Below are 24,721 nucleotides of genomic sequence, written 5' to 3'. Positions count from 1 at the left end.
GCCGAGTGGCCTGGTCGCCGGGTGGCTGGGTGGCTTAGAAGATCGAGCTCAGGAAGTCCTTGGTTCGCTGCTCTTGCGGGTTACCTAAGACTTCGTCGGGGGTGCCGTACTCCACGATCGCGCCGTCGGACATGAATGCGACTTTGTCGGCGACTTCGCGGGCGAAAGCCATTTCGTGGGTGACAACGAGCATGGTCATGCCTTGGTCGGCGAGATCGCGCATGACGCGGAGTACCTCACCGACTAGTTCGGGGTCAAGGGCGGAGGTTGGTTCGTCGAAAAGCATGAGCTTTGGATCCATTGCGACAGCACGCGCGATGGCGACGCGCTGCTGCTGGCCACCGGAAAGCTGCACCGGGTAGGCCTCCGCCTTGTGGGCGAGACCGACTTGGTCAAGGAGTTCCATGGCGCGTTCTTTGGCTACGTCCGGCTTGATGCCTTTGACCCTGATGGGGGCTTCGATGACGTTTTCCAGCGCGGTGCGGTGGCCGAAGAGGTTGAAGGACTGGAAGACCATGCCGATGTCCTGGCGTTGCTTGGCTGCGTCTTTCTCTGAGATTTCGTGGAGGACGCCGTCTTTTTCGCGGTAGCCGATGAGCTCGCCGTCGACGTAGAGGCGGCCAGCGGTGATGCGCTCAAGGTGGTTCACGCAGCGCAGGAACGTGGACTTACCGGAACCGGATGGGCCGATGAGGCAGGTGACTTCACCGCGGGCGACCTCAAGGTCGATGCCCTTGAGAACGTCGAGAGATCCGAAAGACTTCCAGACGTTATCGGCCAGAATCATGGGGCGGTGTGCGGAATCGCTAGGAGTGGTCATGGTTTAGCGTCCTTTCCTTGGACCGCGGGGAGCACGCGGGTCCTCGATGACGGTGACGTTGTGAGGGATGTCGCCTTCGGCGTCTGTGAGCGCGGCGAGCTGGCGGGCGGTGAGTTCGCGGGTGACGCCGCGGTCGAAGTAGCGCTCCAAGTAGTACTGGCCGACCATGAGCAGGGAGGTGACAATCAGGTACCAGGTGGCGGCGACAAGCAGCATTGGGACTGGCTCGAAGAGTGCTGCGGCGATGTCCATGGAGCGGCCGTAGAGCTCGAGTGAGTACGGAACGGCGACGACCAGGGAGGAGGTCTTCAAAAGGGAGATGAATTCGTTACCGGTGGGCGGGATGATGATGCGCATGGCCTGCGGAAGCACGGTGCGGCGCATGGTGAGCCCCCAGCCCATGCCGAGTGCCTTGGAGGCCTCGATCTGTCCTTCCGGAACGGAGTTGATGCCGGAGCGGACGATTTCCGCCATGTAGCCGGCCTCGTTGAGGCCTAGGCCGATAACGGCCAGTGCGAATGCAGAGGACGTGACGGCTTCGAGCGAAATTTCTGTGAATCCAAGGTTGATGGACTGGTAGATCGCGCCGATCAGGCCCCAGAACACTAACTGGACGTACACCGGGGTGCCGCGGAAGATCCACAGGTAGACCCAGGCGATCGCCTTGAACACGGGGTTCGGGCTCATCCGCATAACCGCGAGGATGACGCCCAGAACCACACCGATAACCATCGCGAGCAGCGTCAGCGCGAGCGTGTGGCCCGCTGCCGTGATGATGCGGGTGTCAAACAGGTATTGGCGGTAGGTACCCCAACCGTAGGCTTCGCGGCCGGCTGCATCCACGATGAACCATGCGAAAAGCGCGAGCAGGACCGCGGCTAGGATCCAGCGGCCGGGGTGGCGCAGGGGCTTGGCCTCAATGCGCTCGGGCGGAGTCGACTTCTGGGTGGTGCTCCCGGTCGAGATTTTCTTACTCCCCATGATCTACTTTCCTCCCACGGGTTCTTCATTAATCAGGCCTTGGTCAACCAGGCCGGTTTTCACGTTCCACTGCGCCAGAATTTCGGCGTACTTTCCTGTCTCGATGAGGTGCTGCATGGCCGCTGCCATCGCGGGGCCGAGCGTGGAGTCCTTCGGCACGGCGAAACCAAACGGAGCGGAATCAAACATGTCGCCGATCAGCTCAAGCTGTCCATCGGATTTCTCTACGGCCCATGCCGCGACGGGGGAGTCAGCGCTCACCGCATCCGCGCGGCCAACGAGTGCAGCCAGCGCGGCGTTGTCGGACGTGTCGTAGGACAAGATCGTGATGGGTTCTTTGCCGGCGGCGATGCACTCTTCATTCTTCGGCCGCACGTCATCTGTTTCGGAGTACGTGGTTTTCTGCACCGCGACGGTCAAGCCGCACGCGTTATCGGGGTCCACGTTGTTGCCGGGCTGTTGCGCCCATTGCACGCCGGCGTAGAGGTAGTTGACAAAGTCAAAGTTCTGGCGGCGTTCTTCCGTATCTGTAAAGCCAGAGATACCCGCATCCAGGGTGCCGGCTTGAACGGCGGGCAAGATCAGGGAAAAGTCCATGTCTTGCGGGGAAAACTCCAAGCCCATGACGGATGCCACGGCGCGACCCAAATCCATCTCCATGCCGATGATGTGCCCCTGGGAGTCTTTGAACTCAAAAGGTGCAAACGGCGGGTTGGTGCCGATGCTGAGTTTTCCGCTGGCCCGAATATCTTCGGGCACCATGGCGGCGATTTCCGGGACGGCTTCTGGGGTGACTGGCTCCCAGCCGTCGGGAGTGCCACCCTCGACGTTAGTAACGCAACCAGAAAGCATCGCTGCTGAGACGACGGCAGAAATCACTGCCGTCATCGGCGCGAGGAGCTGTGCCTTTACCTTTCTGGTCGCTGCGAAAGGTTTGTGCATGGACAAAGCATACAATGCTCCCGCGTGAAAATTTTAAATTAGCGCGACTCGCGGCCGTGGCCTACGTCGCATTAACCGCGGAACGCAGCCATAGCCAGCTGGATGATCTGGCCAACGACAGTGATGATTGCGGCGATGACAATGTAATTGATCACGTTGCGCGAGGAACCCTCGGCGCTTTGCTCAACCCTGCCCCGATCGTTGTCGGGGTTGAAGATCAGCTTGTACGGCTCAAAAGCCCACTCGAAGAAACCCTTGGCGCCTTCCTCTTTGGGCGTCCATGCTTCTTTACTGAACGCCCTATCCAGGCCGTTCTTGACCTGTTCGCTGGACGAGGTTTGGTTTGCTGGCTCCGCAGCCAGCGCGGCCGGGGTGATTGCGGGAACGGCGCTGAAGGTGACAGCGGCGGCGGTGGCAACGGCAATGATCTTTGTACGCATGCGCTGAAGTGTACCGTTTCCGTTCTGTTATAAAAAGTGTTCGCTTATATGGGCTCCGCTAGTGGCCCGGGTGAACGGTCGCCGCGGAGGCGTTTCACCACGTTCTCCGCGGAAATTAAACACATGGGCACACCCACGCCGGGCAGAGTGGTTGCCCCCGCGTAGTAGAGGTTCGATAGTTTTTTGGATTGGTTGCGCCCACGGAAAAACGCCGATTGCTTCAAGGTATGGGCTGGCCCAATCGATCCCCCGGACCAGGCGTTGTAGCGCCCAGCAAAATCAGCAGGCCCCAATGTCTTCCGAACTACGATGCGCTGCGGAAGATCCGGGATGTCGCACCACTGCGCGATCTGCTCAATTGCGGCGTCCGCGATCGCATCCACTGCTGGCGAGGCGGCCTCACGGTATGCATCGCCGTGGCCTAAGTCGATCGCGGCCGGCGTTGGCACAAGGATGAAGAGGTTCTCGTTGCCACAAGGCGCCGTCGAAGGATCGGTCGCGGAGGGTTTAGACACGTACACAGAGCGCGAGGCCCCCGTCGGTCGCGCCGCAATCGGCCCATCGAAGACGGCGTCGAAGTCAGGACCCCAGTCGCGGCTGAACAGCAGGTTGTGGTGATCCAATTGCGGGAGCGTTCCCTCCACACCAAGCATCACCAGCACCGTTCCAATGCCCGGATCGCGCGAGGCGAAATATTTCTCATCGTAGGTGCGAGCATCCGGGGGCAGCAGGCGCGTTTCCGTGAACTTCAAGTCGGCCGTGGAAACCACCACGTCAGCATCGAGGTCTACCACCTCGCCGTCGGCGGTTCGCACGGAAACCCCCGTCGCTAAGCGTGTGCGTGGGTCCGTGCGTATCGCGGTAACGTCGCAGCCCAGCTGTAGTGTCGCTCCTTCCTCGCGCGCGCACTGCGCAATCGCGTCCACGACCGCGGCGAATCCGCCCTGCGGGTACTTCACGCCGAGCGAAAGATCCGTGTGGCTCATCAAGTGGTACATCGACGGCGTTCGCGAGGGGTGAGACGAAAGGAACACCGCGGGGTACGTCAGCATTTGCTTCAACCGCACGTCGCAAAATCGCTTATCGACGAAAGCGTCTAACGGCCGCACCAAGAATTCAGCGAGTTTCTGGTACCGTGCCCGCACGTCCGCACTGAAAAACGGGAGGTACGAGCTGAACGTGGTGTAGAGGAACTTTTCCACGGCGATCTCGTAGGTATCCTCTGCGCTTTTGAGGTACTCCCTCAGTTGCGCACCCGCGCCCGGCTCGATCGATTCAAAAAGAGCGATCGCTTCCTCGCGTGTCGACGGCACGTCGAGCGGTTCTTCGTCTTCCGGGAACAAACGGTAGCCGGGATTGAGCGGGACCAGGTCTAAAACGTCGTCGGTGCGTTTGCCAAGGAGAGCGAAGAAGTGATCGAAAGCACCGGGCATGAGGTACCACGACGGGCCGGTATCGAAGCGAAAACCGTCAACGACCAGTTCACCCGCTCGGCCACCGACAGTGTCTAGCCGGTCCACAACGGTGACCGAATACCCTTCCTTGCCTAGTAGTGCGGCGGTGGCCAGGCCAGCAACACCCGCGCCGATCACGATGGCTGAAGAAATCATGGGTGCTGCTCCATTCTCGCCGCGTCGACAAGCGAGCGCGCGGTGATCGCTGCTTTTCTATGGGCGGGGACCCGGATGCGGGTTGAGGCAAGTGTGTGCGCGGGGGTGGATTCAATCATGTCCGTGAGTTCTTCGAAAAGGGCAGCTGCGGCGACGACGCCAACCCGCACTCGTCGGGGGAGAAGCGGCATCGCCGTACGCGCCACGCGCAGGTCGCGGCGAATATCCGACACGATCTCTGCTTTCATTTCATCGTTGAGGTCCCGGTGATTCAGCTGTGGGAAATACCGCCGTCCCAGGCGCGAGTGGTCGTCCCCAAGATCACGCAGAAAATTGACCTTCTGAAACGCGGCCCCAAGCGCCCGCGCCCCGGCCTCTAATGTCGAACGGTCGCTGTTCGGCACCACTTCACCCGCAAAGAACACGTTGAGGCACATCAATCCAATGACTTCAGCGGAGCCGTAGACGTAGCAGTCGAAGGAGTGCTCGTCGTGGTCAGTGGGGTCCAAGTCGCGGCGCATGGAGGCGAAGAAAGCCTGGATGTGTTCACGCTCGAGCTTGCACCGCCGCGCTGTTGTGGCGTAGGCGTGGATGATCGGATCAGTGTGAAACCGTGATTCAGGAGCCGCCACAATGGCCGCCTCGTAGTTGTTTAGTACATCCTCAACGTTATCTACACCGGCTGCATCGGATGTACCGTCAACGACCTCATCGGCAATGCGCACCACTGCATACACGTTGCGGATGTCTCGCCGCACCCCCTTGGGCAGAAGCGCCGTGGCCAAAGAGAAGCTAGTGGAGTATTCGTTGATCACCGCCGCGGCTGCGCTTTCGCTCATGGCGTCGTAGCGGCGCAGCTCATTCCGGTCAACGGTGTTCACGCGTCACATGCTACGCGGTGGGGTAAGGCGCACACATCAGACGTGAGCCTCACGCGTATAGACGTGATCCCGATAACTTAATGTGAGTCTAATTAGGCAAGGCGTCAACAACTGCCATATCCTTCTACGTGTTCGTGTCTTTGGAGTGGAAAGTGTGCCTATGTGGAAGAAGTTTGCTGCCGCAGCTCTAACAATCGCTATGACATTCATGGGCGTGGCTCACGCTGACGCTCAGCCGCGTTCGTTTGGTCAGCGCTCCGGCTGCGCAAGCGAGTACCTGATTGCTATCCCTGGCGGTGGAAACACACTTCCGGGGCTTCCCTCCGAAGCCCCAGTCGGTGACAAGGTCTACCACGTCTCCACGGGTGTCCGTGCCCGTTCCGGCGGCACTATCAAGACTGTCCGTATCGCATACGCGGCTGTGCCGTTTGCGGTTTTGTCGTATACCGATTCTGAGCGCTCGGGTTATGACGAAACGAATCGGACGATCTCCCGCCTCGCGCACCAGTGCCCTGAGGCAAACTTCAGCATCACGGGCTTCTCTGAAGGCGCTGGCATTGGCGCGAAGATCATCAACGACATCGCGTACGGCCGTGGTCCGATCCCGGCGCAGCGTTTCAGCTCCGCCGCACTGATTTCCAACCCGCGCCTGGGTGACAACGGTGGTGCTTTTGGCGGCGGCGCGTACGAGGTCCACAAGGGTGCATTGGAGGCCCTGCCGGGCGGCTACGGCAAGGTCGGCTCCCGCGTTCTTGATATTTGCCGCGTAGACGACCCGATCTGTGCGCTGCCTGAGGAACTTCGCAGTGGCGTCGACCCGATGCTTCGCGTAGCCGTCTTCCGCGGTCAGTTGCCTGTGATGGAGATCCTTGCGGCCACCGGCGTTCCCGTCATTCTTACGTTCCTGTTCGGCTTCGGAAACCACGGCAAGTACGGCCCGGACTCTTACAACCAGGCATCCCAGTGGATCGTTGATCGCTCCCGTCGATAAGCTTCCTCCCCCTCTAACTCGTCGATAAGCGTGCGCTTGATCGCAGCGTCAACGTCCCGGTAGGGGAGGTGGTAGCGCCTGTTCCATGTGACTGCGCCCACCTCAATTTCGCGGGCGATGCCTGGGATGACGGTGCGTGCCGCGCGCAGCCGCCCACGACAGCGCAGCGTTGTCTTCTACCCGCAGGTCATCGCGGAATCAGACCAGGGTTGGTGACGTCACGCGAGCTGCTTCCACTTCCGGTTATCCAAAATGCCCTCCCGCGACGCGACGATGGTAGCGACAAGGTTCTGACCCGTAACGTTCACGGCAGTGCGACCCATGTCGATGATGGGATCGACGGCTAGCAGAAGACCAACGCCAGCCAGCGGGAGTCCCAGCGTGGACAGCGTCAAGGTGAGCATCACGGTGGCGCCGGTGGTTCCCGCGGTCGCTGCGGAACCAAGTACGGAAACCACGATGATAAGCAGGTAATCGGACCAGCTCAACGGCAGGTTATAGAACTGCGCAACGAAGATCGCCGCGATAGCTGGGTAGATCGACGCGCATCCATCCATCTTCGTCGTCGCCGCGAGCGGCATGGCGAATGCCGCGTACTCGCGCGGAACACCCATCTCTTCTTCCGCCGTGCGCTGGTTCACAGGCAGCATGCCCATTGATGAGCGGGTGAGGAAGCCCAGCGACGTGACCGGCCAGACCTTCTTGAAGAAGCCAAGAACGGGAACGCGCGCATACGCCAGCACCAGCGGGTACAGGGCGAAGAGAACCACGGCCAAGCCGAGGTAGATGGCAAACACGAACTTGCCCAAAGATCCCAGCGCATCCCAGCCGTATGTGGCAACGGCGGTACCAATCAGCGCGGCTGAACCAATCGGTGCAAGACGGATGATCCACCACAAAACCACCTGGATGACGCTCAACAACGACTCTGAAACCTTGATGAAGGGCTCTGAGGATTTACCCGCTTTCACCGCGGCGATGCCGAACAGCAGTGAGATCACCAGGATCTGCAAGACGTTGAACTTCAGCGACACATCGCCATCGCTTGCCGACGCCCCAAGGCCCAGAATGTTGCTGGGCACAACGGAGTCCAGGAAGCCCAGCCACGACCCGGTCTTCTCCGGCTCGGCGGCAGTAGCGGCGTCGACTGTGGTTCCGATGCCCGGGCGAACGACCAGCGCGACGATGATGCCCACGATGACGGAGAAGAACGCCGTGATCATGAACCACAGAATCGTCTGACCCGCCAAACGCGCCGCGTTAGACACCTTCCGCAGGTTCGCAATCGACGTCACCACCGCCGTGAAGATCAGCGGCGGAATAAGCAGCTTCAAAAGCGCGACGTAAGTATCACCAATCCACGCGAGGGTAGTGGACAACCAGCCAACTTCATCCCCGGGCACCCCAGCGTCCATGTTGCGAGCAACAAACCCAAGGATCAGCCCGACGATCAAACCAGTGATGATCTGAACACCAAAGTTGGACATCCACCCCGGAATCCACGAATGCGCGCGCGAAGATTCCTGAGACTCATTCACGTCCTCAGCATCCACATCCCGAGCATCCACATCCCCAGAAACACCGGGGTCCTTCACCGAACTGGTCATCAAATCACGTCCTTAGCGAAAACTAGACTAAGCGGTTTGCTAATCCGCACATTTCGACCGTTACTACAGCACAATACACCCGGTGTTTTCAAGTTGACCGGCCCGCAATAACAGACAGAACAGTCTATAACCCAAGCGATCTAGGACGCGTTGCTCACCAACAGATCAATTTCACTGCATTTGGTCACCCAGCGTTCCTACACTGGTGGGCAGAACATCGATCCAGACCACAAGCGAGGCTGATATGAACCGCGAAGCCGCTGAAAAACTGCTAGCAACTTTGGAGCACTCCCGCGCTGAGCGTGAGGAGCTGTACAAGTGGTTCCACACCCACCCTGAGCTATCCATGGAGGAACACGAGACAGCAGCGCGCATTGAGGAGGAACTCAAGCGCCTGGGTCTTAGCCCTATCACGATCGCGGGTACGGGCAAGGTCGCCGTGATTGAAAACGGCCCCGGCCCCGTCATCGCGTTCCGCGCGGATACGGATGCCCTGCCAATCGAGGAATCCCCCGGGGTGGATTATGCAGTGCCCGCCAGTGAAGGCAAGATGCATGCCTGCGGCCACGATATGCACATCATGGGTTTGCTCGGCGCAACCGCGGCGCTGGTGAAGAACAAAGACGTCTGGTCCGGCACGTTCATTGCGCTTTTCCAGCCTGGTGAAGAGGCCGGCGGCGGCGCGCGCAAGATGGTGGAAGACGGACTCGTGGACAAGCTGCCGAAGCCTGACTACGTCTTCGGCCAGCACGTTATGGCGTGTGACCCGCCGTTTGGATTCTCCTTCACGCCTGGCCGCATGACCACCGCGGCGTCCAACTGGCGTGTGCGCATTCCTGGTGTGTCTGGCCACGGGTCGACACCGCACCGCGCGAAGGACCCGATCGTGACCGCCGCGGCGATCATCAACCGCCTGCAGGGGGTCGCGGCACGCGAGGTCGATCCGCTGGAGATCGGCGTGATCACCGTCGGCTCAATTCACGGCGGTGTCTCCACGAACTCGATCCCGGACGTGGTGGAGCTGGGTATTAATACCCGCGCGTCCACTGATGAGATCTCCGAATACCTGCAAGACTCCATCAAGCGCGTTGTCCGTGCAGAGTGCGAGGCAGCGGGAATCGAGGAGGAGCCGGAGTTCATCTACCTGGATTCTGTGCCGGTCATCTACAACGACCATGAACTCACCAACAAGATCAAGGCCACGTTTGAGGAATACATGGGTGAGGAACTCGTGGACTTCGGTCCGGGCTTCCCCGGCTCCGAGGACTTCCCAATCCTGCCCAACGCATGGGACGTTCCCTACGTCTTCTTCGCGTGGTCCGGTTTCAGTGACGGCAACGACGGCCCTGCCAACCACAACACCAAGTTCCGCCCGGAAATCCAGCCCACCCTAGACCGCGGATCCATGGCTGTGCTGCTCTGCGTGGCCTCTATCCTCGGCGCTGAGAACCAGGAGTCTGCTGACTAGTCCGTGGTCACGCACATAAAAAAAGTCCGCCGCCGCGGACTTTTTCTTTTATACGTCAACTGAGGATGCCCACCGTGGGCGGGTGTTGTTAATGGCGAACTGGAAGCCAAGGAGGAAGATCACGGTGACAAACGGCACGAGCACAAAACCCATCCCGTAAGACCCGAACTTCTGTGGGAACCATCCCCACAGCGGCGTGCCGACGGCGAGCCCGATCGGATACGCCATGCCCAGCACACCCCAGATCTTGGAGTAGTCCTTCAGTCCGTAGCACGCCTGGGCGATCAGCGGGGGAGAGACCGTACCGTTGGACGCGCCGAGCGCCATGAAGACAACCAGCACGAGGTACGGGATGAAGTACGTGACCCAGGTGGAAATAAACACCGCGATACCCGCCGCCATGAGCGTGATCCACAGCGCCTTCATCAACCCAAGTTTGTCAATCAAGTATCCGATCATCGGCTTGAACACTATCAACGACAACGTGCAGGTGATCACCACCGTTGAAATCTTCCCGGGTGAGACATCAATGCCCCACGGGGTATCGGACAGATACGCAACGAAGTGCTGGGTCATGGCGTACGTCATGCCGAACAGCAAGTAGGAGAACACCAAAACCACGAACCCGGGTGTGGTGAACGCTTCTTTTTGCGTTAGCCCCGGCTCAGCACCACTCGCCGCTGCGGCCTGATCAGCCGAAGACGACAACTCACCGTAGCCCGGGATCCCATGATCTACCGGGCTGTTTCGAACGAGGAAAATCCCCGGCAGGATCGTAAATGCCGCGAAGAACGCCGCGAGGAACAGAGCTGACGAACGCCAGCCGATTCCGCTGAGCAGCATCGGCATGACCACTCCCAGGATCACGCCACCAACACCCGATCCGGCGAGCACCACACCCATGATCGTTGCTTTGTTCTTAAAGAACCAACGGTTCACCACAACCACCGGTACGTACAAGGCCGAAAGCCCAATGCCAATGCCGATGACGATTCCCGCGGCATAAAACATCCACAGCGCCGACGAGAAACTGAAAAACACCAGCCCCACCGTCGCGATCGTTCCACCAATCACCAACAGGCCCTGCGCCTTGACCTTGTCAATCAACTGACCCGCCAGCGGCATCGCGAACGCGGAGAACGCCCCGAGCAGCGTGTAGTAAATCAGAAACGAGGAACTCTCAAACCCCTCAAAATCTTTAAGAATCACGGGGGTGAAGAAGCTCAGCGCTGTGAACGACACAGCCATCGCAATATTCACGAGCATCGCACCCAGCGCCACCCGCAAGTAAATCCCCGACATCTTTTCACTCGCGGCAGCATCCTCCGCTGAGAATCGCTCCGCGCTATTTGTAGCCGTAGTCATGGCCTACTCCCTTCGACACATCTGACGTTACAGCTCGCTGTGGTAGCGCACGGTAGTTTTAGAGCACTTGCTTAACGACGAACTCCACCGCGCCACTCCGAGGACCACATTTTTTTGTTTAAGATCCACGTTGAAGCGCCCTGGGTTCCGATCCGCTTACTAAACGCCCAGCGGCTGAGCGTCTGACTGTTGATAGTAGGCGTCCTCCGTTTCTTGTGGAGTGATATCCCAGGGATTCGTGGAGCCTCTGGTTGTTCCACCAGTGCACCCAACGAAGGGTGGCAATTTCGACTTCCCCAACCGATGCCCATGGACGGTGGGGATAAATCAACTCTGTTTTGTAGAGGCCGTTGACCGTTTCAGCCAACGCGTTGTCGTAGGAGTCACCGACAGTACCGACAGAAGGATCAATCCCAGCTTCGGCGAGTGCTTCACCGTACCGGATCGACACATACTGCGAGCCACGATCACTGTGGTGGACAAGCCCCTCAGCGCGAAGATCACCGGCGTGATACAGCGCGTGTTCAAAGGCCTCCAGCGGCAGTTCATCGGTGCGCACACTCGCCCGGGTCGCGACACCGACAATCTTGCGGGAATACACATCGGTGATGAACGCGGTATAAGCAAAACCAGACAGGGTGCGCACGTAGGTGATGTCAGCGACCCACAACCGGTGCGGTGCGCACGCAGTGAAGTCATGATTGACCAGATCAGGGCGACAATCCGGCACGTCGGCCCGAAGTGTTGTAGTCGGTGTGCGGCCCCGCCTGCGGCCTTGTATGCCGGCTTGTTTCATCAACCGCGCGGTCTGATCACGGCCGATATCCCAGTCAGCGCGCTGCATGGCTGCCCGATAGCCACGAGGAGTGATAAACCCACACTCTGTCTGCATCAAGGTGCGACAGATGGCCTCGACCCCGAAGCGATCGCGATACGTATTGATGTATTCGATCATCTTCTGGTGGGACGGTCGAGTTCCGCTGCGAAAAAAGCTGACGCGGTTTTGAGAATCTCGTTAGCCCTGCGCAGCTCTTTATTCTCTCGCCGCAGACGCTTTAGTTCATCGTCTGCTGACTCGCCGGTGCTGACCGAAGCGTCGGGCGAGGACCTATGAGGCTTCAACCAATTATTAAGCGTGTGTGCGGAGACGCCGAGCTTGTCACCGATCTCTTCTGCCGCACCCCACTTCGAGCACCCTTCAAGCTCAACAAGTTCCTCAGCCAGACGCACCGCCTTGGCCTTGAACTCATCACTGTACTTCCTTGGCATGATCCCAATCTTTCTCTAGAAACGATCGGAACCAAACCCAGGACGGTTCATTATCCGTCAGGCGGAGATCGTCCGTGAACCGGACGACCGTGACAACGTCGGTAGTTGCCGAGTGTGGAAGGTGCATTACGGCGAGTGTAGAAAACTTAATCAAGTTGTAATAGATCAGCGGGGGTGGTGTAAGGGGGTAAGGGGCCCTAACGCTGTGAATCCCTAGCAGGCGTTTTGGAGCAGATTCACAGCGCTCACAGTTTTATCCAGCGAAGTTTCTTTTCATCTGATTTAATCATCCCTAATTCCGCATGGTGTCCCAATTCTCTCGTCGTGCGGGCGTTCCTTGCAGCTCCACAACCGTGGGCAGTCACTTGATCCAAAGGATGTTCATGTCTGAGAAAATTCGCAATCGCCGCACAGTGATCGCGGCCGGTGTGCTCTCCCTCGCACTCGTCGCCCCGGCTACCAATGTCCCCGTCATTCAAGACCTAGCCCTACCGGTGGCGTACGCCGCAACGGACGCCTCGATATTCGGAGAGCGCTACAAGACCGATAACTTCTGGGATAAGAATGAGGCCAAAATCATTGGCCTTACCCTGGACGCGGGAGACAAAGTCGAACCGACCACATCAACAATTTTTAACTGGAATGTCCGTAACGATAACGGTGAGCTGGTTCTGATCCGCCCTAAGAGTAACACCGCATACAAGAAGGGCGATGTCGATATCCCCGTCAAAGTCACGCCCGCTGGTGGCGCGTCATTCAACACGACCCTGAAAGTCACCGTCATAGACGAGGCCGACACGACTTGGGTTAAGGATTTGCCTGATTTCAAAACCCGTCAGTCCGTGGACTTCTCCAACGGCCTAATCCAGGACATCCCGGGTTTAACTGTGCCGGACGATGCCACGGTTGAGAAGGACGGTATCGCACATCTGGGTTGGAAAGTGGTGAACAACAACGGTGTGCTCCGGGTGGAGGCTCCGGCAACTTTCTCCGGTTCCGTCCCCGAGAACAAGGACATCAATATCAAGATCACCAAGAATGGTCACACGGAACCGGTCACGCTGCTCCTTAAAGCCACCCCGCCGGAGAAATCAGCGGCCGGTGGCACCGCTGGGACGGTCGGTGGGGCCCTACTCCCGATTCTTGGGGGGATCATTGGGCTTATCCCCGGTGCCGGACCTCTCGGCAACGCGCTCGGTTCCCTCGGCAACCTGATCGGTGGCCTCGGCGGCGGCAACAACGGTGGCACTGGCGGCAACAACGGTGGTACCGGCGGTACTGGCGGTAACACCGGTGGTAGAGGCGGTATCTTTGACGGCATGTTCCGCGATGCCGTGAAGATCGAGGTCAAGGATAACGGTTCCCACAACGCCTCCAACAACACTGGCATTGCCCCGAGCGCTGTTGCCCCAAGCGCTGTCGTCGTCACTGACAACGCTTCCAACAACGGCTCCAACAACACCGGTGTGGCCCCGAGCGCGGTGAATGTCTCCGACAACGGTTCCAACAACACTGGCGTAGCCCCGAGCGCGGTGAATGTCTCCGACAACGGTTCCAACAACACTGGCGTAGCCCCGAGCGCGGTGAATGTCTCCGACAACGGTTCCAACAACACTGGCGTAGCCCCGAGCGCGGTGAATGTCTCCGACAACGGTTCCAACAACACTGGCGTAGCCCCGAGCGCGGTGAATGTCTCCGACAACGGTTCCAACAACACCGGTATTGCCCCAAGCGCTGTTGCACCGGGCGCGGTGAATGTGTCCGACATCGCCTCCAACAACACTGGTGTGGCGCCGAGCGCAGTCAATGTCTCCGACAACGGTTCCAACAACACCGGTATTGCCCCAACCGCTGTTGCACCGGGCGCGGTGAATGTGTCCGACATCGCCTCCAACAACACTGGTCTGGCGCCGAACGCAGTCAATGTTCTTCCGGAAGGCCTTGGTGGTAGCTCCGGCAAGAAGGACTCTGGTACCGCTGGTGGCGCGGGTGCGGCCGCGACGAACAGCAAGCTGAACGACCCGAAGTGCATTGCCAGCCTGGTTGGTGTTGGTGTGCCGTTGGCAATTCTGATTCCGGTTCTTGCGTTCAACGTGCTGCGTGTCCCGGGTGCAGAGGGCTTCCAGGATATGCTCAAGGCTGCTGCTTCGACGCTGCCTGGTCTGAACGTTTCGCCGGAGCAGCTTGGTGCTGGTATTGGCGCGTTCGCTGGTGCCTTCGCGGTACTTGGCATGATCGGCGCTATCACCCAGTGCGTCCCGGACAAGGCTGATGCGCAACCAAACCCGAGCCCGACCACGGGCGAGCCGGCACCGTCCGCACCGGTACAGCCGTCCGCACCGGCTTCCGAGCCGAGCCAGCCCACTACTACGACTCCGTAATGAGCTGCAGAATCTAGGCAGTTTAATTTCACGCCAAACCACCTGATCCCTGTTGGGGTCAGGTGGTTTGTTATTGGTGGCGGTTCATTGTCTTCGAGTGGGTCAGTTAACACTATGAGAAATCTTGTCAAACTTCTGTGCTTTAACTGGGATTCGAGTTGCGAACTGGTCGCGGAAGGGAGACCGTGGGAAGCATGACTACCCAGAACACTTCAGACTCTTCGTCCACTGGCGCAGGACACTCGCGTCGATCATTTTTGGCTGGTTCCGCAACGGTTGCTGGTGTTGCTGCCGCAGGAACGGTGGTAGGTGCCGCTCCGGCGTCGGCAAAGCAGTCCACGCCGATCGCTGGCGGGTTCCCGATGCCGCCGGCACCGGCGCCGGCGCCGTATGCCCCGTTCATGCATGGTGTGGCCTCCGGCGATCCGGTGCCGGACTCCGTGATTATCTGGACGCGCGTGACGGTGTCGCCGGAGGCGATGCCGGGTTCGGGTAAGGGAGCGCCGGTGGATGTGCGCTGGCAGATTGCAACTGATCGAAGCTTTGCCAACGTTGTCAGGTCGGGCACCTACCGCGCAACCGCGGAGACTGACCACACGGTGAAGATCGATCCGAAGGGGCTCAAGCCGCAGACGACCTACTACTACCGCTTCATTTGGGGCAGGGAAGTGTCCCCAGTGGGTACCACGCATACCGCACCGGCGTTTAACGCGGACATTGCAAAGTACAACATGGCAGTGACGTCGTGCGCGAACTATGAAGCAGGGTACTTCACGGCCTACGACCACATGGCTGGTCTGATGGAAAAAGGCGAGATTGACCTCGTTGTATTCTTGGGCGACTACATCTACGAATACGGAACGGGAGGGTACGCGGGCCGCAGTGGTGTGTCGCGCCCGCACTGGCCCGCGCATGAGATCGTGTCGCTGGCGGATTACCGGATCCGCTACGGGCGCTACCGCACAGATCCGCACCTGCAGCGCGCGCACGCAGCCGGGCCGTGGGTTGTTGTGTGGGATGACCATGAGACCGCGAACAACTCGTGGAAGGGTGGGGCAGAGAACCACACGGAAGGTAAAGAAGGCCAGTGGAAGGTCCGTGAGGACTACGGTCAGCGGGCGTACTACGAATGGTTGCCGGTGCGCGGCGTCCGGCCGTCGGCAGGCGGGCACATCTACCGCAGCTACCGGTTTGGAAACCTCCTTCAACTGACCATGATGGACCTGCGTACCTACCGCGACAAGCAGCCGCCGGTGATCGGCAAACTCAAAGATGACCCGAATCGTTCGATTCTGGGCACGGAACAGTTCGGATGGTTGCGCCGCCAGGTGGAATCCGCAACGACACGCTGGAACGTCATGGGTAACTCCGTCATGATCTCCCCAATGGAAATCGTGCGTCTGCCAGAGACGAACCAACACAACCAGCTGGTCAACCAGATGTTCGCGGAGCTCAGTGGCCCCGGCGGTGGGTTGGCAGTGAACACTGACATTTGGGATGGCTACCGCTCCGACCGTGCGAAGCTTCTAGAGATCCTGTCTAGGACCAAGCCGTACAACCTGTTCCTAACCGGTGACATTCACTCGGAGTGGGCGAACTCCATCCAGCACAAGGGCCGCGAGATCGGCTGTGAGATGGTGTGTACGTCGATCTCCTCGGCCAACGTCGATGACGTTTTGTCCCAGACACTGAAGACCTACTTCCCGGAGGTCAACCCGATCACGGACACGATGACGCAGGTGATTAAGAAGGTCAACCCGTGGGTGAACCACGTGAACTTCAGCTGGCATGGTTACGGCGTAGCGCGCCTGACCAACCACAACGTAACCATGGACTTCTACCGCGTGTCCAACATCGAAGACCCGCGGGCGCGAGTTAACCGCGCGCTCACGCGCACGTGGACGCCGGGTAAGGGCTTCTAGTTCTTCATCCAGGAAAGTACTTGTGGAACGCGCTGTTTAAACGGCGCGTTCTTTTCCTTTCGTCGATAAGCAACAAGCGCGACAGGCGCGATCTTCCGGTAGACGCGGGTGACACAGCTTCCCCGAGTGGCGCATTTGCGGTCCTACCAGCCGTATTCCAGCTCAGGTAAGCCAAAGCTGCCTGGGAAACCCCGCGGAAGGTGTCTACGGTGGATGGCACAGACTGGATAAGAAGAAAGGAAGCGATCATGCCAACCGGTAACGATCACGGACCTAACCCCTACGTAGTAGACATCGAAAAGGCGACGCTGGACAACGAGGCATTCCGCGACACGCTGTGGACGGGGGAGAACCTTCAGCTGACCGTCATGACCATCCCCGTCGGTGGCGAGATTGGTGCGGAGATCCACGACGACCACGATCAGTTCCTCCGCCTCGAGGCTGGCGAACTGCGCGCGATGATCGGCGCGTCCGAGACCGACCTTGAAGTCGACCAGGTCGTCAGTGCTGACTGGGTGGCGTTTGTCCCGGCGGGCAAGTGGCACAACTTTGTCAACGAGGGTTCTGAGCCCGCGAAGCTGTACTCCATCTACGCCCCGCCAGAGCACGCCCCGGGCACCTTCCACCAGACCAAGGCTGACGCCGATGCCGATGAGCAGGAGACCGACGGCGTGTAACGGCCGCTTCGTTTAAAGGCGTTGCCTTTAACCACTCCTTCCGGTTAAAGGCTCAGCCTTTAACCGCCGCCATTCCCGATGTAGGGTGTGGCGGTTTTTTTATGTGGACGTGACACAACGTTTGTGGCATGGCTTCTTGTACGTCCGTACCGTGGTGTGCATGGCAACAAAATTCCGTGTACAAAATCCGAAAACCAACGAGATCGTTGAAAGCTTCGACTTCATCACTGACGATGAATTAGAGCAGGCGCTGACCACCGCGCACGAGACGTTTACGCAGTGGCGCGAGAAGAGCTTCTCAGAGCGCGCCGAAGTGCTCCACAAGGTCGCATCGCTTTTCGACGAACGCCGTGACGAGCTGTGCCGCATCATCGCTGAAGAGATGGGCAAGTCGATCACCGAAGGCGACGGCGAAGTCGACGACGTAGTGGAAATTTTCAATTACTACGCCGACAACGGCGCTGAGTTCGGCGCCGACGAGGAGATCCCGAACAACCAGGGTGGAACGTCCATCATGCGCAAGGTCCCGTTGGGGATCATCGTGGGCATCATGCCCTGGAACTTCCCCTACTACCAGGTCGCACGCTTCGCGGCGCCGGCACTTATGGCTGGCAACGTCGTCATGGTGAAGCACGCAGAGATCTGCCCGCGTTCCGCCGCGGCGATTGAAAAGATCTTCGACGAAGCTGGGGCACCGAAGGGCCTGTACACGAACGTGTACGCGCAGCACTCCCAGATCTCCACCATGATTGAAGATGACCGCGTGCAGGGCGTCTCGCTGACTGGTTCTGAGGCCGCTGGCCGCACCATCGCCTCCCAGGCTGGCCAAGCATTGAAGAAGTGCGTGCTTGAGCTCGGTGGCACGGACGCCTACGTTGTGCTGGACTCTTCCGACGTGAAGTCCGCCGCAAAGACGGCATGGAACAAGCGCGTCAGCAACGTCGGCCAGGCATGCACGGCGAACAAGCGCATCATCGTCATGGAGGACATCTACGACGAATTCGTGCAAGCGTTGGTCGAGCTCGCCTCGTCGTATAGCGAAGGCGACCCCCTGAACCCAGGCGAGGGCCGAGAGTACTACCCGCTGTCCTCGCGCGATGCCGCGGAGAAACTTGCTCAGCAATTGCGCATTGCTGTGGATGAGGGTGCGAACCTGCACGTCGGTGGCGACGTCACCGGCAAGGGTGCCTACATCACCCCGGCCGTGATCACCGACATCCCCGTGGGTTCTGATTCCTACTACGAAGAGTTCTTTGGCCCCGTCGCTGAGGTCTACAAGGTCTCGACTGAAGAGGAAGCGATCAAGCTCGCCAACGATTCCCGCTACGGCCTCGGCGGTGCTGTCATGTCCGAGGACGAAGAACGTGCGAAGAAGGTCGCCGCGAAGATCGACACCGGAATGATCCACGTGAACATCCCGCAGGCCCGCGGCGCCGAACTGCCCTTCGGTGGTGTCAAGGCCTCCGGCCTCGGCCGCGAGCTCGGCCCGCTGGGCATGGACGAGTTTGTGAACAAGCAGCGCTACTACATCGCAGGCTCCGACTCCAAGGTCTAGCCTCACGGTCCTGGGAACTTATCCCGCTACAAAAAGACCCTCATCACTATGCACGTGATGAGGGTCTTTAGGGGGGTCGGAAAACTCTCTGACCACCACCAACGCGGCCTTGTTTCAGCCCTAGTTCCACGGCGATTTTGGTTTAGTTCCAAACCTCAGCGTAGTCGGACGATTTTGCCACGCATTAAACGGGGGCCTTGGCGAGCGGGGCTTTTTTCCACCTGTCGTCATAAAATGTTAGACAGGTAACGTAACCCACGGAATGTCGAAGGAGACACCATGAACCTCGGAATCGGTGAAGTTCTTATCATCCTGCTAATCATTGCCCCGTTCGCCGCGCTGGGCTACGCCCTCTGGAAGATTGTGAGTTCCGCAAGTCAGAAATAGCCCGCCGGCACCACGGAGTCCGTTTGCCCGCCGGGGTTGCTGCGCTCGCTATTTTGTTTCCCGCCGTCCAAGGACTGGCGGGGTTATTCACGCCAGCTCGGCCTTCGCTGACGGCCCTTTTCAGTGCGCCTCTTTGGACCGTTCTCTCCTGTGCTTCTGCAACTCGGCTTCCAGCACGTCGCCCGCGCCGACAAACTTCTCGGTGAACGATTCGACAAGTCCTAACCAAACGGACTGCGCGCTCAAAATGTCGGCCTGGTCAAGGTCGCCCCGCTTTTTCCACTTCGCAAGTTTCTTTTCGAAGTCGCTGTCACGCATCGGCTTGCGTTTGATGACAAGCGATTGCGGAAGCATAAACCGAAGCATCGAGTATCGTGCCGCCTCCTTTTCACTGGCAATGTCTTTGCCGATAGTCCAGTCGCCATGGACTAACATGTTGCGGATTTTCAGAGCCTCCTCGAGGCCGCGCGCCGTTTCTCTGCATGTTTCACACTCAGACCTTTTGGCTATAGCCTCTCGCATGGTGCTGACCTTTTGCTCGGCCTCAATGGTTGCCCCGAAATGCTCATCCCTGCTGAACTCCACATCGCAGAGGTCGGCAAGCAGGTTTTCTACTCGTCCTGAGGCAAGGAGAAACGAACCGTACGCGACAAGGAAGTCGTTATGAAACCGTTCGAGAAAAGGCAGCGGGTCGTCAAGTTTGAATGCCTTTCCGATGTAAGACTCGGCTGACGAGGTCGCGGCGTCGAGAACATCGCCCAAGTCGAGTGTTGCTTCGACTACCTCGGCAACGCTGCGCATGGTGGCGGCAAGTTTCGAGTTGACAGTTTCAGCAAGTGACGTAGTGCTGGGTATCGAAGCGAGAATCGACGCGTTAATTGTCGGGTTCATGTCAGGAAGAATTGATTTCGCGTCGAAACCGAAGTCCGGTTTGGGCACCGACGCGAACACGCTGGAGTCATAGGAATTCCAGACGATGTCCCGTAGCCACTGCTCAAGACGAGCACTGCGGGAGTGGTTGGTACCGGGCTGCGGTTGTGACGGCTGATCGTGGTCATAGTCGTGCTCGTCGTTGTGGTCGGTCATGGTTCGAAACGTACCCATACCCGTGTAGGCCACGTCACTCGATACCGAAAACAAGACTGCCTCGAACGCAAAACGCGCCCGGCCAAGGTGCGTGCCTCAGGCCAGGCGAGTGAAGAAGCAGGAACTGCTAGACGGTGTGGAACGTGCCGGCAGGCACATTGTGCCCCGGCTTCGAGGCGAGGGCATAGGCTTGAACTGACCGTCCAGGACGTATCTGGCTTTTCTGCTGCGCCACCCGCGATTTGCCGACAAACCTCGGTAACCATCAAAAACTCCATCGAGGACGGCGCTAGGTGGCTCCAGCAAGGGCCAGCGTACGGCACCCCGGAGTGGCAGGGTGTTTACGGCGAGCGCAACATGATTGAGTCCCGCAACGAACGCCTCAAGAACGCTAGGGGCGTCGGGATTGGCGACTCGACGGTGCGCCTGATGCGGGGTTGGGCTGGTCAACTGCTGGTGACCGCTATCTCCTGCGTAGCGGTCAACCTTCTGCTTCTCACTGCCGACTCGGCCTGGTTTGACGAGGACAGCACCGACAATGACCCGGCACCGCGCGGCCGTCGTGACGACCTCGACCGCAAGAGGAGTGAGAAGTCAATTGCAGGTACGTTCCCGAATGCGCTGCCGGTCGCGGCGTAAGCCGCATAGGCCGCAAGCCACCAGGAGAGGAGTTTTGGAGGCAGCGGCCTAGAAGCCGTGTTCGAACCATGAAAAACGCCCGGAAATCGGCTTTAACTTGCCGAACTCCGGGCTATTGACGCTCGGGAAAGCGCTTTTTTACCAGTAGGTTGCGCTGCTCCTTGCTGAAAATGAGTTTGGTGGGGGTCTAGGTAGAAGTTTTCCTCTTTCAAGTGTGCCCCAGGTGAGACTCGAACTCACACTGGACGGGTTTTGAATCCGTTGCCTCTGCCAATTGGGCTACTGGGGCGAACAGCGAAAGTCTACTCCACGGGGGATCGCGATTGGAAATCCGCCGCGCAAACACATTCTCCGTTTTGCTTTCATCTCCTACGCCCGTCGACTCCTCCACGTGTAACGCCGGTGACGCTTAAATGAATTTTTAGAGAACGCTTGAGCAAACTCGAATTGAACAAAACCTGGATGCCCGTATGTGCCGAGGCAGGCCGTTCACTTAGCTCTTCCCTTTTTGCTGGCCAGCGCTATAACCTATCGCGACCTAGGAAAACGTCTACATCTGTGCGTGAATTTCATCATAAATTAACGCTGGAAACTACGGTCGCGAAGCTGTGAAGTTTCTGGTCTAATCAGCACGGTCCAATTAAAGGTGTGAAGTTACGTTTCCACCCTCTGCAAAGGAATCTTCATGGCTTCTTCAATTCGTTCCCGCCGCATCACGCTCGCGGCCGGTGCTCTTGCTGTTGCACTCGTTGCCCCGTTGTCTCCAGCTCTCGATCTGACTGCGCTTCCGGCTGCCGTTGCTCAGAACACCGTCGATGATCCAACCAAGGCGGACTTCGTCGGTACGTTCAACACTGTGTATGATTTCTCCGCCGGTACAGCGACTGTTAAAGGCATTGAACTGCCAGACGATGTCGTTGTAGTACCTAACTACGCGGAGAGGGGCATCGGTGTAGTTAAAGCTGAGGATCGCTGGGGTGTTAAGAACGTTAACGGAAGGGTCGTTCTTACCGAGCCACAAAGCCTGACTGGTAAGGGTGGCACGTACTCCATGCCGATCCGCGTCAAAATGCCGAAGAACGGTATCCGCGCCGAGAATCTTCCGAAGAGTAATGCCGATGCTGCCGATTATGCTGAAGCGTTCAACGTGAGTGACGCTGAATTCAAATTCAATGTGGATCGCCGGCCGCAATGGGTTCACGAAATCACGGGCTTGGATGTGCGCCACGAAGTCGACTTCTCAGAAGAACCCCGGCAAACTCTGGATGCCGTGCAGATCCCGCTCAACGCGGAAACCTACACCGAGACGCGCGGCTGGACCACGTTCAACGACGGTGGACGACTTCAGATTTTGCCCCCGTCAACCTACGGTGGCGGCATCCAAGACATTGTTGTGAAACTTCGCGTCCCGGATAATGAGGATCCCACCAAGAGCTGGTCCGAAACCGTAACCGTGAGGATTAACGGTACGAAGCCAAAGGGCAGCCAATCCATCGGGGATGTTCTCGGTGGCCTCCTTGGGGGCGGCGGTGAAGGCGGTGGCGCCGGCGCTGGCGCGGTTGGAGCTATTCTCGGCCTGCTCGGCCTGGGTGGTGCAGCTGCTGGTGGCGGTGCTGGACTGTTCCCAAGCCTCACTTCATTGATCAATGTCAATGTCACTGACCCCAAGGTTGACATTCACGGTAACTCCATCAACGACAGCGGTAACCCGATCGTTGAGGTAAAGGACAACAACGCGACCGCAACCGTTGACGTTCGCGACAACGGTCGGGACAACAACGCGTTTGTTGATGTTCCGGTCAACGTCACCGACAACGTCAAGGGCAACGTGGAAGGCCGTGCATCTCTCCTTGGCGGTGGCGGCGGCAACGGTGGTGGCGACGGCGCGGGCCTCTCTTCGAAGAAGTCGAACGATTCCACGCCTTCCACGGATAACGGCACTGCTGCGAACAAGAGCTCTAACAACGCCAACCTGAAGCGTCTCCAGAGCCCAGAGTGCATCGCAAGCATCGTCGGCCTTGGTGTGCCTCTGCTGGTCATGATCCCGACGATCCTGGGCGCTCTTCGTGTCCCTGGTTTTGAAGGTGCGCAGGAAGCAGTCCGAGCAGCTGCTCACCACTTCAGCCTTCACGAGAACCAGGTTGCCGCGGGTGTTGGCGGCTTCGGTGGTGCACTTGCTCTGGCAGGTCTGGCCGGCATCATCACCCAGTGCATCCCGGCTGCTGACGAAGTTCCGCAGGCAACCGTGACCACCACGGTTGTACCGGCTCCGTCGAACTAATTCGGAGCTCGACTCTAAAAGGTCCCGCGTTCCCACCTCGAGTGGGGAGCGGGGCTTTTCGCTTGCCGACGGCACCACTGGTGAGCCCGGTCTTGCGAACCGGGCCCATTCACCAGTCCTAATCAAGCGCTCTGTCGTAACATCAGACTCATGAGTCGGTTTTCTGTTTCGCGTCGGGTGATGGCGCTGGCAATGTCGGGAGCGTTGGCTGTGACGGCTGCGTCGGCGGTAGGGCCGTCGGAAAGCTTTGTGGCGCAGGCGATCGCTGCGCCGAACATGGCGGGTTTGTCCGTCACAGATAAACAGCGCGTCGTCGCCCAAGCGGTGGAAGAGATGATCAACCTCTACCGCGTGCGCCACGGCCTGCACCCGCTCCTAGTGCACGTAGAGCTGGCGGACCAGGCGGAGAACTGGAGCCGACAGATGGCCCACTACTCCAGCCCCACGCGCTACGATGGCTTCGGACACAGCCCTGACAGCGGCAACGGGGGCTTGTCTGGGGAAAATATCGCGGCGTTTACCACGCCGGGCCGCAAACCGGCGTCGCGTCTTACGGACGCGGAATGGGCGCAGATGGCGATCGACATGTTTGAGACCTGGCGGACGTCCCCCCGTACGCACAATGACACGATGCTGGACCAAAAGCACATGGCTATGGCCGTGGGTATCGTTGTGGACAAGGAGAGTGTGTTTGGCACGACGGTTTTCTCCCATCCCGAGTTGTGGCTGCAGGGCGTGGGTGGCGGCGGCCACCGGGGCGACAGGGCGTGGGATTCGCTGTCGCGTTCCTTCGACCGCACCTACCTTCCCGGCGGCGCCTTGAACACCCTCGGCCTCGGCGGCTGGAGGGCTCCGAGCGATCCGGGGCGAAAGAACCGGGTGCTCTGGACGTCCAAAAGCGATGTTTTAGAAGGCTGGCCACTGGACCGCAGTGAAGGGCGCCCGGTGCGTTCCGACGAGCGGATCAGCCGCCCTTTGCTCGGCGGGACTGCGCCGGCACCGCACAATCCGGGCGGTGCCCCTGGTCCGGCGGCGCCCGGTTGGGGCACGAGCCCCGCTGATTTTGAAGACACAGCCGTGCTTATCGACGCGCTGTCATCGAAGCTCGGCATCCCTGAGAAAGTCGCGGTGGGGCTGTCTACTGCTGCGGTGGTGGTGCTGCTCGCAGTGGTGATCGTGCAACAGTTGGGAATCCGTCTGCCGTTTATCGGCTGACGCTATAAGGACCGGGCGGGCAAAAAAGCGTCGTTAAGCACATGCTCGAATGTGTAAACCCCGCTGCACACTGAACTAGCCCCCGAAAGTTGGACTGGTTTAATTCTAGGCGGTTAGGGCTTCAAGGGTCTGATTTCGATATTGCATCGGGGTCAGGCCCTTGAGTCGTTGTTGGATGCGTTCGGTGTTGTACTGTCAGATGCG

Annotated in this window: 18 protein-coding genes, 1 tRNA gene and 2 pseudogenes; 9 read left to right on the top strand and 12 right to left on the bottom strand. The window is 59.1% G+C overall.

Annotated elements, in window-relative coordinates; translation table 11 throughout:
* Positions 1–34 precede the first annotated feature (34 nt).
* From CAQUA_RS06355 to CAQUA_RS06330, 6 genes are all read right to left on the bottom strand, one after another.
* Positions 35–820 carry an amino acid ABC transporter ATP-binding protein gene (locus CAQUA_RS06355; protein ID WP_269208570.1) on the bottom strand — a complete coding sequence of 262 codons (786 nt, stop codon included), beginning with the start codon at positions 818–820 and terminating at the stop codon, positions 35–37.
* Positions 821–823: 3 nt separating this feature from the next.
* A complete protein-coding gene (locus CAQUA_RS06350; RefSeq protein ID WP_196824018.1) occupies positions 824–1,801 on the bottom strand; it encodes an amino acid ABC transporter permease in 978 nt (325 codons plus the stop codon).
* Positions 1,802–1,804: 3 nt separating this feature from the next.
* Positions 1,805–2,689, bottom strand: a complete 885-nt coding sequence (locus CAQUA_RS06345; RefSeq protein WP_196825548.1) for an ABC transporter substrate-binding protein — start codon at positions 2,687–2,689, stop codon at positions 1,805–1,807.
* 125 nt (positions 2,690–2,814) lie between these two features.
* The gene (locus CAQUA_RS06340) at positions 2,815–3,183 is read right to left on the bottom strand and encodes a hypothetical protein (protein ID WP_196824019.1); all 369 of its coding nucleotides are present in this window, start codon (positions 3,181–3,183) and stop codon (positions 2,815–2,817) included.
* Between the two features lie 44 nt (positions 3,184–3,227).
* A complete protein-coding gene (crtI, locus tag CAQUA_RS06335) occupies positions 3,228–4,793 on the bottom strand; it encodes a phytoene desaturase family protein (RefSeq protein ID WP_196824020.1) in 1,566 nt (521 codons plus the stop codon).
* Positions 4,790–5,632, bottom strand: coding sequence for a phytoene/squalene synthase family protein (locus tag CAQUA_RS06330; protein WP_196825549.1), 843 nt, complete (start codon positions 5,630–5,632; stop codon positions 4,790–4,792). The genes crtI and CAQUA_RS06330 overlap by 4 nt, the downstream gene beginning before the upstream one ends.
* A 202-nt stretch (positions 5,633–5,834) precedes the next feature.
* Between CAQUA_RS06330 and CAQUA_RS06325 the strand changes: the two genes are divergently transcribed.
* Complete coding sequence (locus tag CAQUA_RS06325; protein ID WP_196824021.1) at positions 5,835–6,665, top strand: cutinase family protein; 831 nt, start codon at positions 5,835–5,837, stop codon at positions 6,663–6,665.
* A 218-nt stretch (positions 6,666–6,883) separates the two neighbouring features.
* On the opposite strand, the gene CAQUA_RS06320 is transcribed toward CAQUA_RS06325, so the two are convergent.
* On the bottom strand, positions 6,884–8,152 hold the full coding sequence (locus tag CAQUA_RS06320; protein WP_231375764.1) for a dicarboxylate/amino acid:cation symporter: 1,269 nt from the start codon (positions 8,150–8,152) through the stop codon (positions 6,884–6,886).
* Positions 8,153–8,516: 364 nt separating this feature from the next.
* Here CAQUA_RS06320 and CAQUA_RS06315 point away from each other — a divergent pair, with 364 nt between their 5' ends.
* Complete coding sequence (locus CAQUA_RS06315) at positions 8,517–9,740, top strand: amidohydrolase (protein WP_196824023.1); 1,224 nt, start codon at positions 8,517–8,519, stop codon at positions 9,738–9,740.
* Between the two features lie 48 nt (positions 9,741–9,788).
* On the opposite strand, the gene CAQUA_RS06310 is transcribed toward CAQUA_RS06315, so the two are convergent.
* Together CAQUA_RS06310 and CAQUA_RS06305 are read right to left on the bottom strand one after the other, a co-directional pair.
* Complete coding sequence (locus tag CAQUA_RS06310; protein ID WP_196824024.1) at positions 9,789–11,105, bottom strand: MFS transporter; 1,317 nt, start codon at positions 11,103–11,105, stop codon at positions 9,789–9,791.
* Positions 11,106–11,264: 159 nt separating this feature from the next.
* Positions 11,265–12,374 (bottom strand): annotated as a pseudogene (locus CAQUA_RS06305) (IS3 family transposase).
* A gap of 383 nt (positions 12,375–12,757) precedes the next feature.
* Here CAQUA_RS06305 and CAQUA_RS06300 point away from each other — a divergent pair.
* From CAQUA_RS06300 to CAQUA_RS06285, 4 genes are all read left to right on the top strand, one after another.
* A complete protein-coding gene (locus CAQUA_RS06300) occupies positions 12,758–14,755 on the top strand; it encodes a hypothetical protein (protein WP_196824025.1) in 1,998 nt (665 codons plus the stop codon).
* 194 nt (positions 14,756–14,949) lie between these two features.
* Positions 14,950–16,677, top strand: a complete 1,728-nt coding sequence (locus CAQUA_RS06295; protein WP_196824026.1) for an alkaline phosphatase D family protein — start codon at positions 14,950–14,952, stop codon at positions 16,675–16,677.
* A 248-nt stretch (positions 16,678–16,925) separates the two neighbouring features.
* Positions 16,926–17,354 carry a cupin domain-containing protein gene (locus CAQUA_RS06290; RefSeq protein ID WP_196824027.1) on the top strand — a complete coding sequence of 143 codons (429 nt, stop codon included), beginning with the start codon at positions 16,926–16,928 and terminating at the stop codon, positions 17,352–17,354.
* A gap of 160 nt (positions 17,355–17,514) precedes the next feature.
* Positions 17,515–18,909 carry an NAD-dependent succinate-semialdehyde dehydrogenase gene (locus CAQUA_RS06285; protein WP_196824028.1) on the top strand — a complete coding sequence of 465 codons (1,395 nt, stop codon included), beginning with the start codon at positions 17,515–17,517 and terminating at the stop codon, positions 18,907–18,909.
* 507 nt (positions 18,910–19,416) lie between these two features.
* On the opposite strand, the gene CAQUA_RS06280 is transcribed toward CAQUA_RS06285, so the two are convergent.
* The gene (locus tag CAQUA_RS06280; RefSeq protein WP_196824029.1) at positions 19,417–20,382 is read right to left on the bottom strand and encodes a hypothetical protein; all 966 of its coding nucleotides are present in this window, start codon (positions 20,380–20,382) and stop codon (positions 19,417–19,419) included.
* Positions 20,383–20,739: 357 nt separating this feature from the next.
* On the opposite strand from CAQUA_RS06280, the gene CAQUA_RS06275 reads away from it, so the two are divergent.
* Positions 20,740–21,021, top strand: a complete 282-nt coding sequence (locus tag CAQUA_RS06275; protein WP_196824030.1) for a hypothetical protein — start codon at positions 20,740–20,742, stop codon at positions 21,019–21,021.
* A 215-nt stretch (positions 21,022–21,236) separates the two neighbouring features.
* Here the strand turns inward: CAQUA_RS06275 and CAQUA_RS06270 are convergent.
* A tRNA-Leu gene (locus CAQUA_RS06270) sits at positions 21,237–21,310 on the bottom strand.
* 396 nt (positions 21,311–21,706) lie between these two features.
* On the opposite strand from CAQUA_RS06270, the gene CAQUA_RS06265 reads away from it, so the two are divergent.
* Both CAQUA_RS06265 and CAQUA_RS06260 read left to right on the top strand, forming a co-directional pair.
* The gene (locus CAQUA_RS06265) at positions 21,707–23,302 is read left to right on the top strand and encodes a hypothetical protein (protein ID WP_196824031.1); all 1,596 of its coding nucleotides are present in this window, start codon (positions 21,707–21,709) and stop codon (positions 23,300–23,302) included.
* 150 nt (positions 23,303–23,452) lie between these two features.
* Positions 23,453–24,517 carry a CAP domain-containing protein gene (locus tag CAQUA_RS06260; protein WP_196824032.1) on the top strand — a complete coding sequence of 355 codons (1,065 nt, stop codon included), beginning with the start codon at positions 23,453–23,455 and terminating at the stop codon, positions 24,515–24,517.
* A gap of 105 nt (positions 24,518–24,622) precedes the next feature.
* On the opposite strand, the pseudogene CAQUA_RS11200 reads toward CAQUA_RS06260, so the two are convergent.
* A pseudogene (locus tag CAQUA_RS11200) lies at positions 24,623–24,709 on the bottom strand (IS3 family transposase); the annotation flags it as partial.
* Between the last annotated feature and the right edge of the window lie 12 nt (positions 24,710–24,721).

Source organism: Corynebacterium aquatimens (assembly GCF_030408395.1).
GTDB classification, from domain to species: domain Bacteria; phylum Actinomycetota; class Actinomycetes; order Mycobacteriales; family Mycobacteriaceae; genus Corynebacterium; species Corynebacterium aquatimens.
This window is presented reverse-complemented; position numbering and strand designations above follow the sequence as displayed.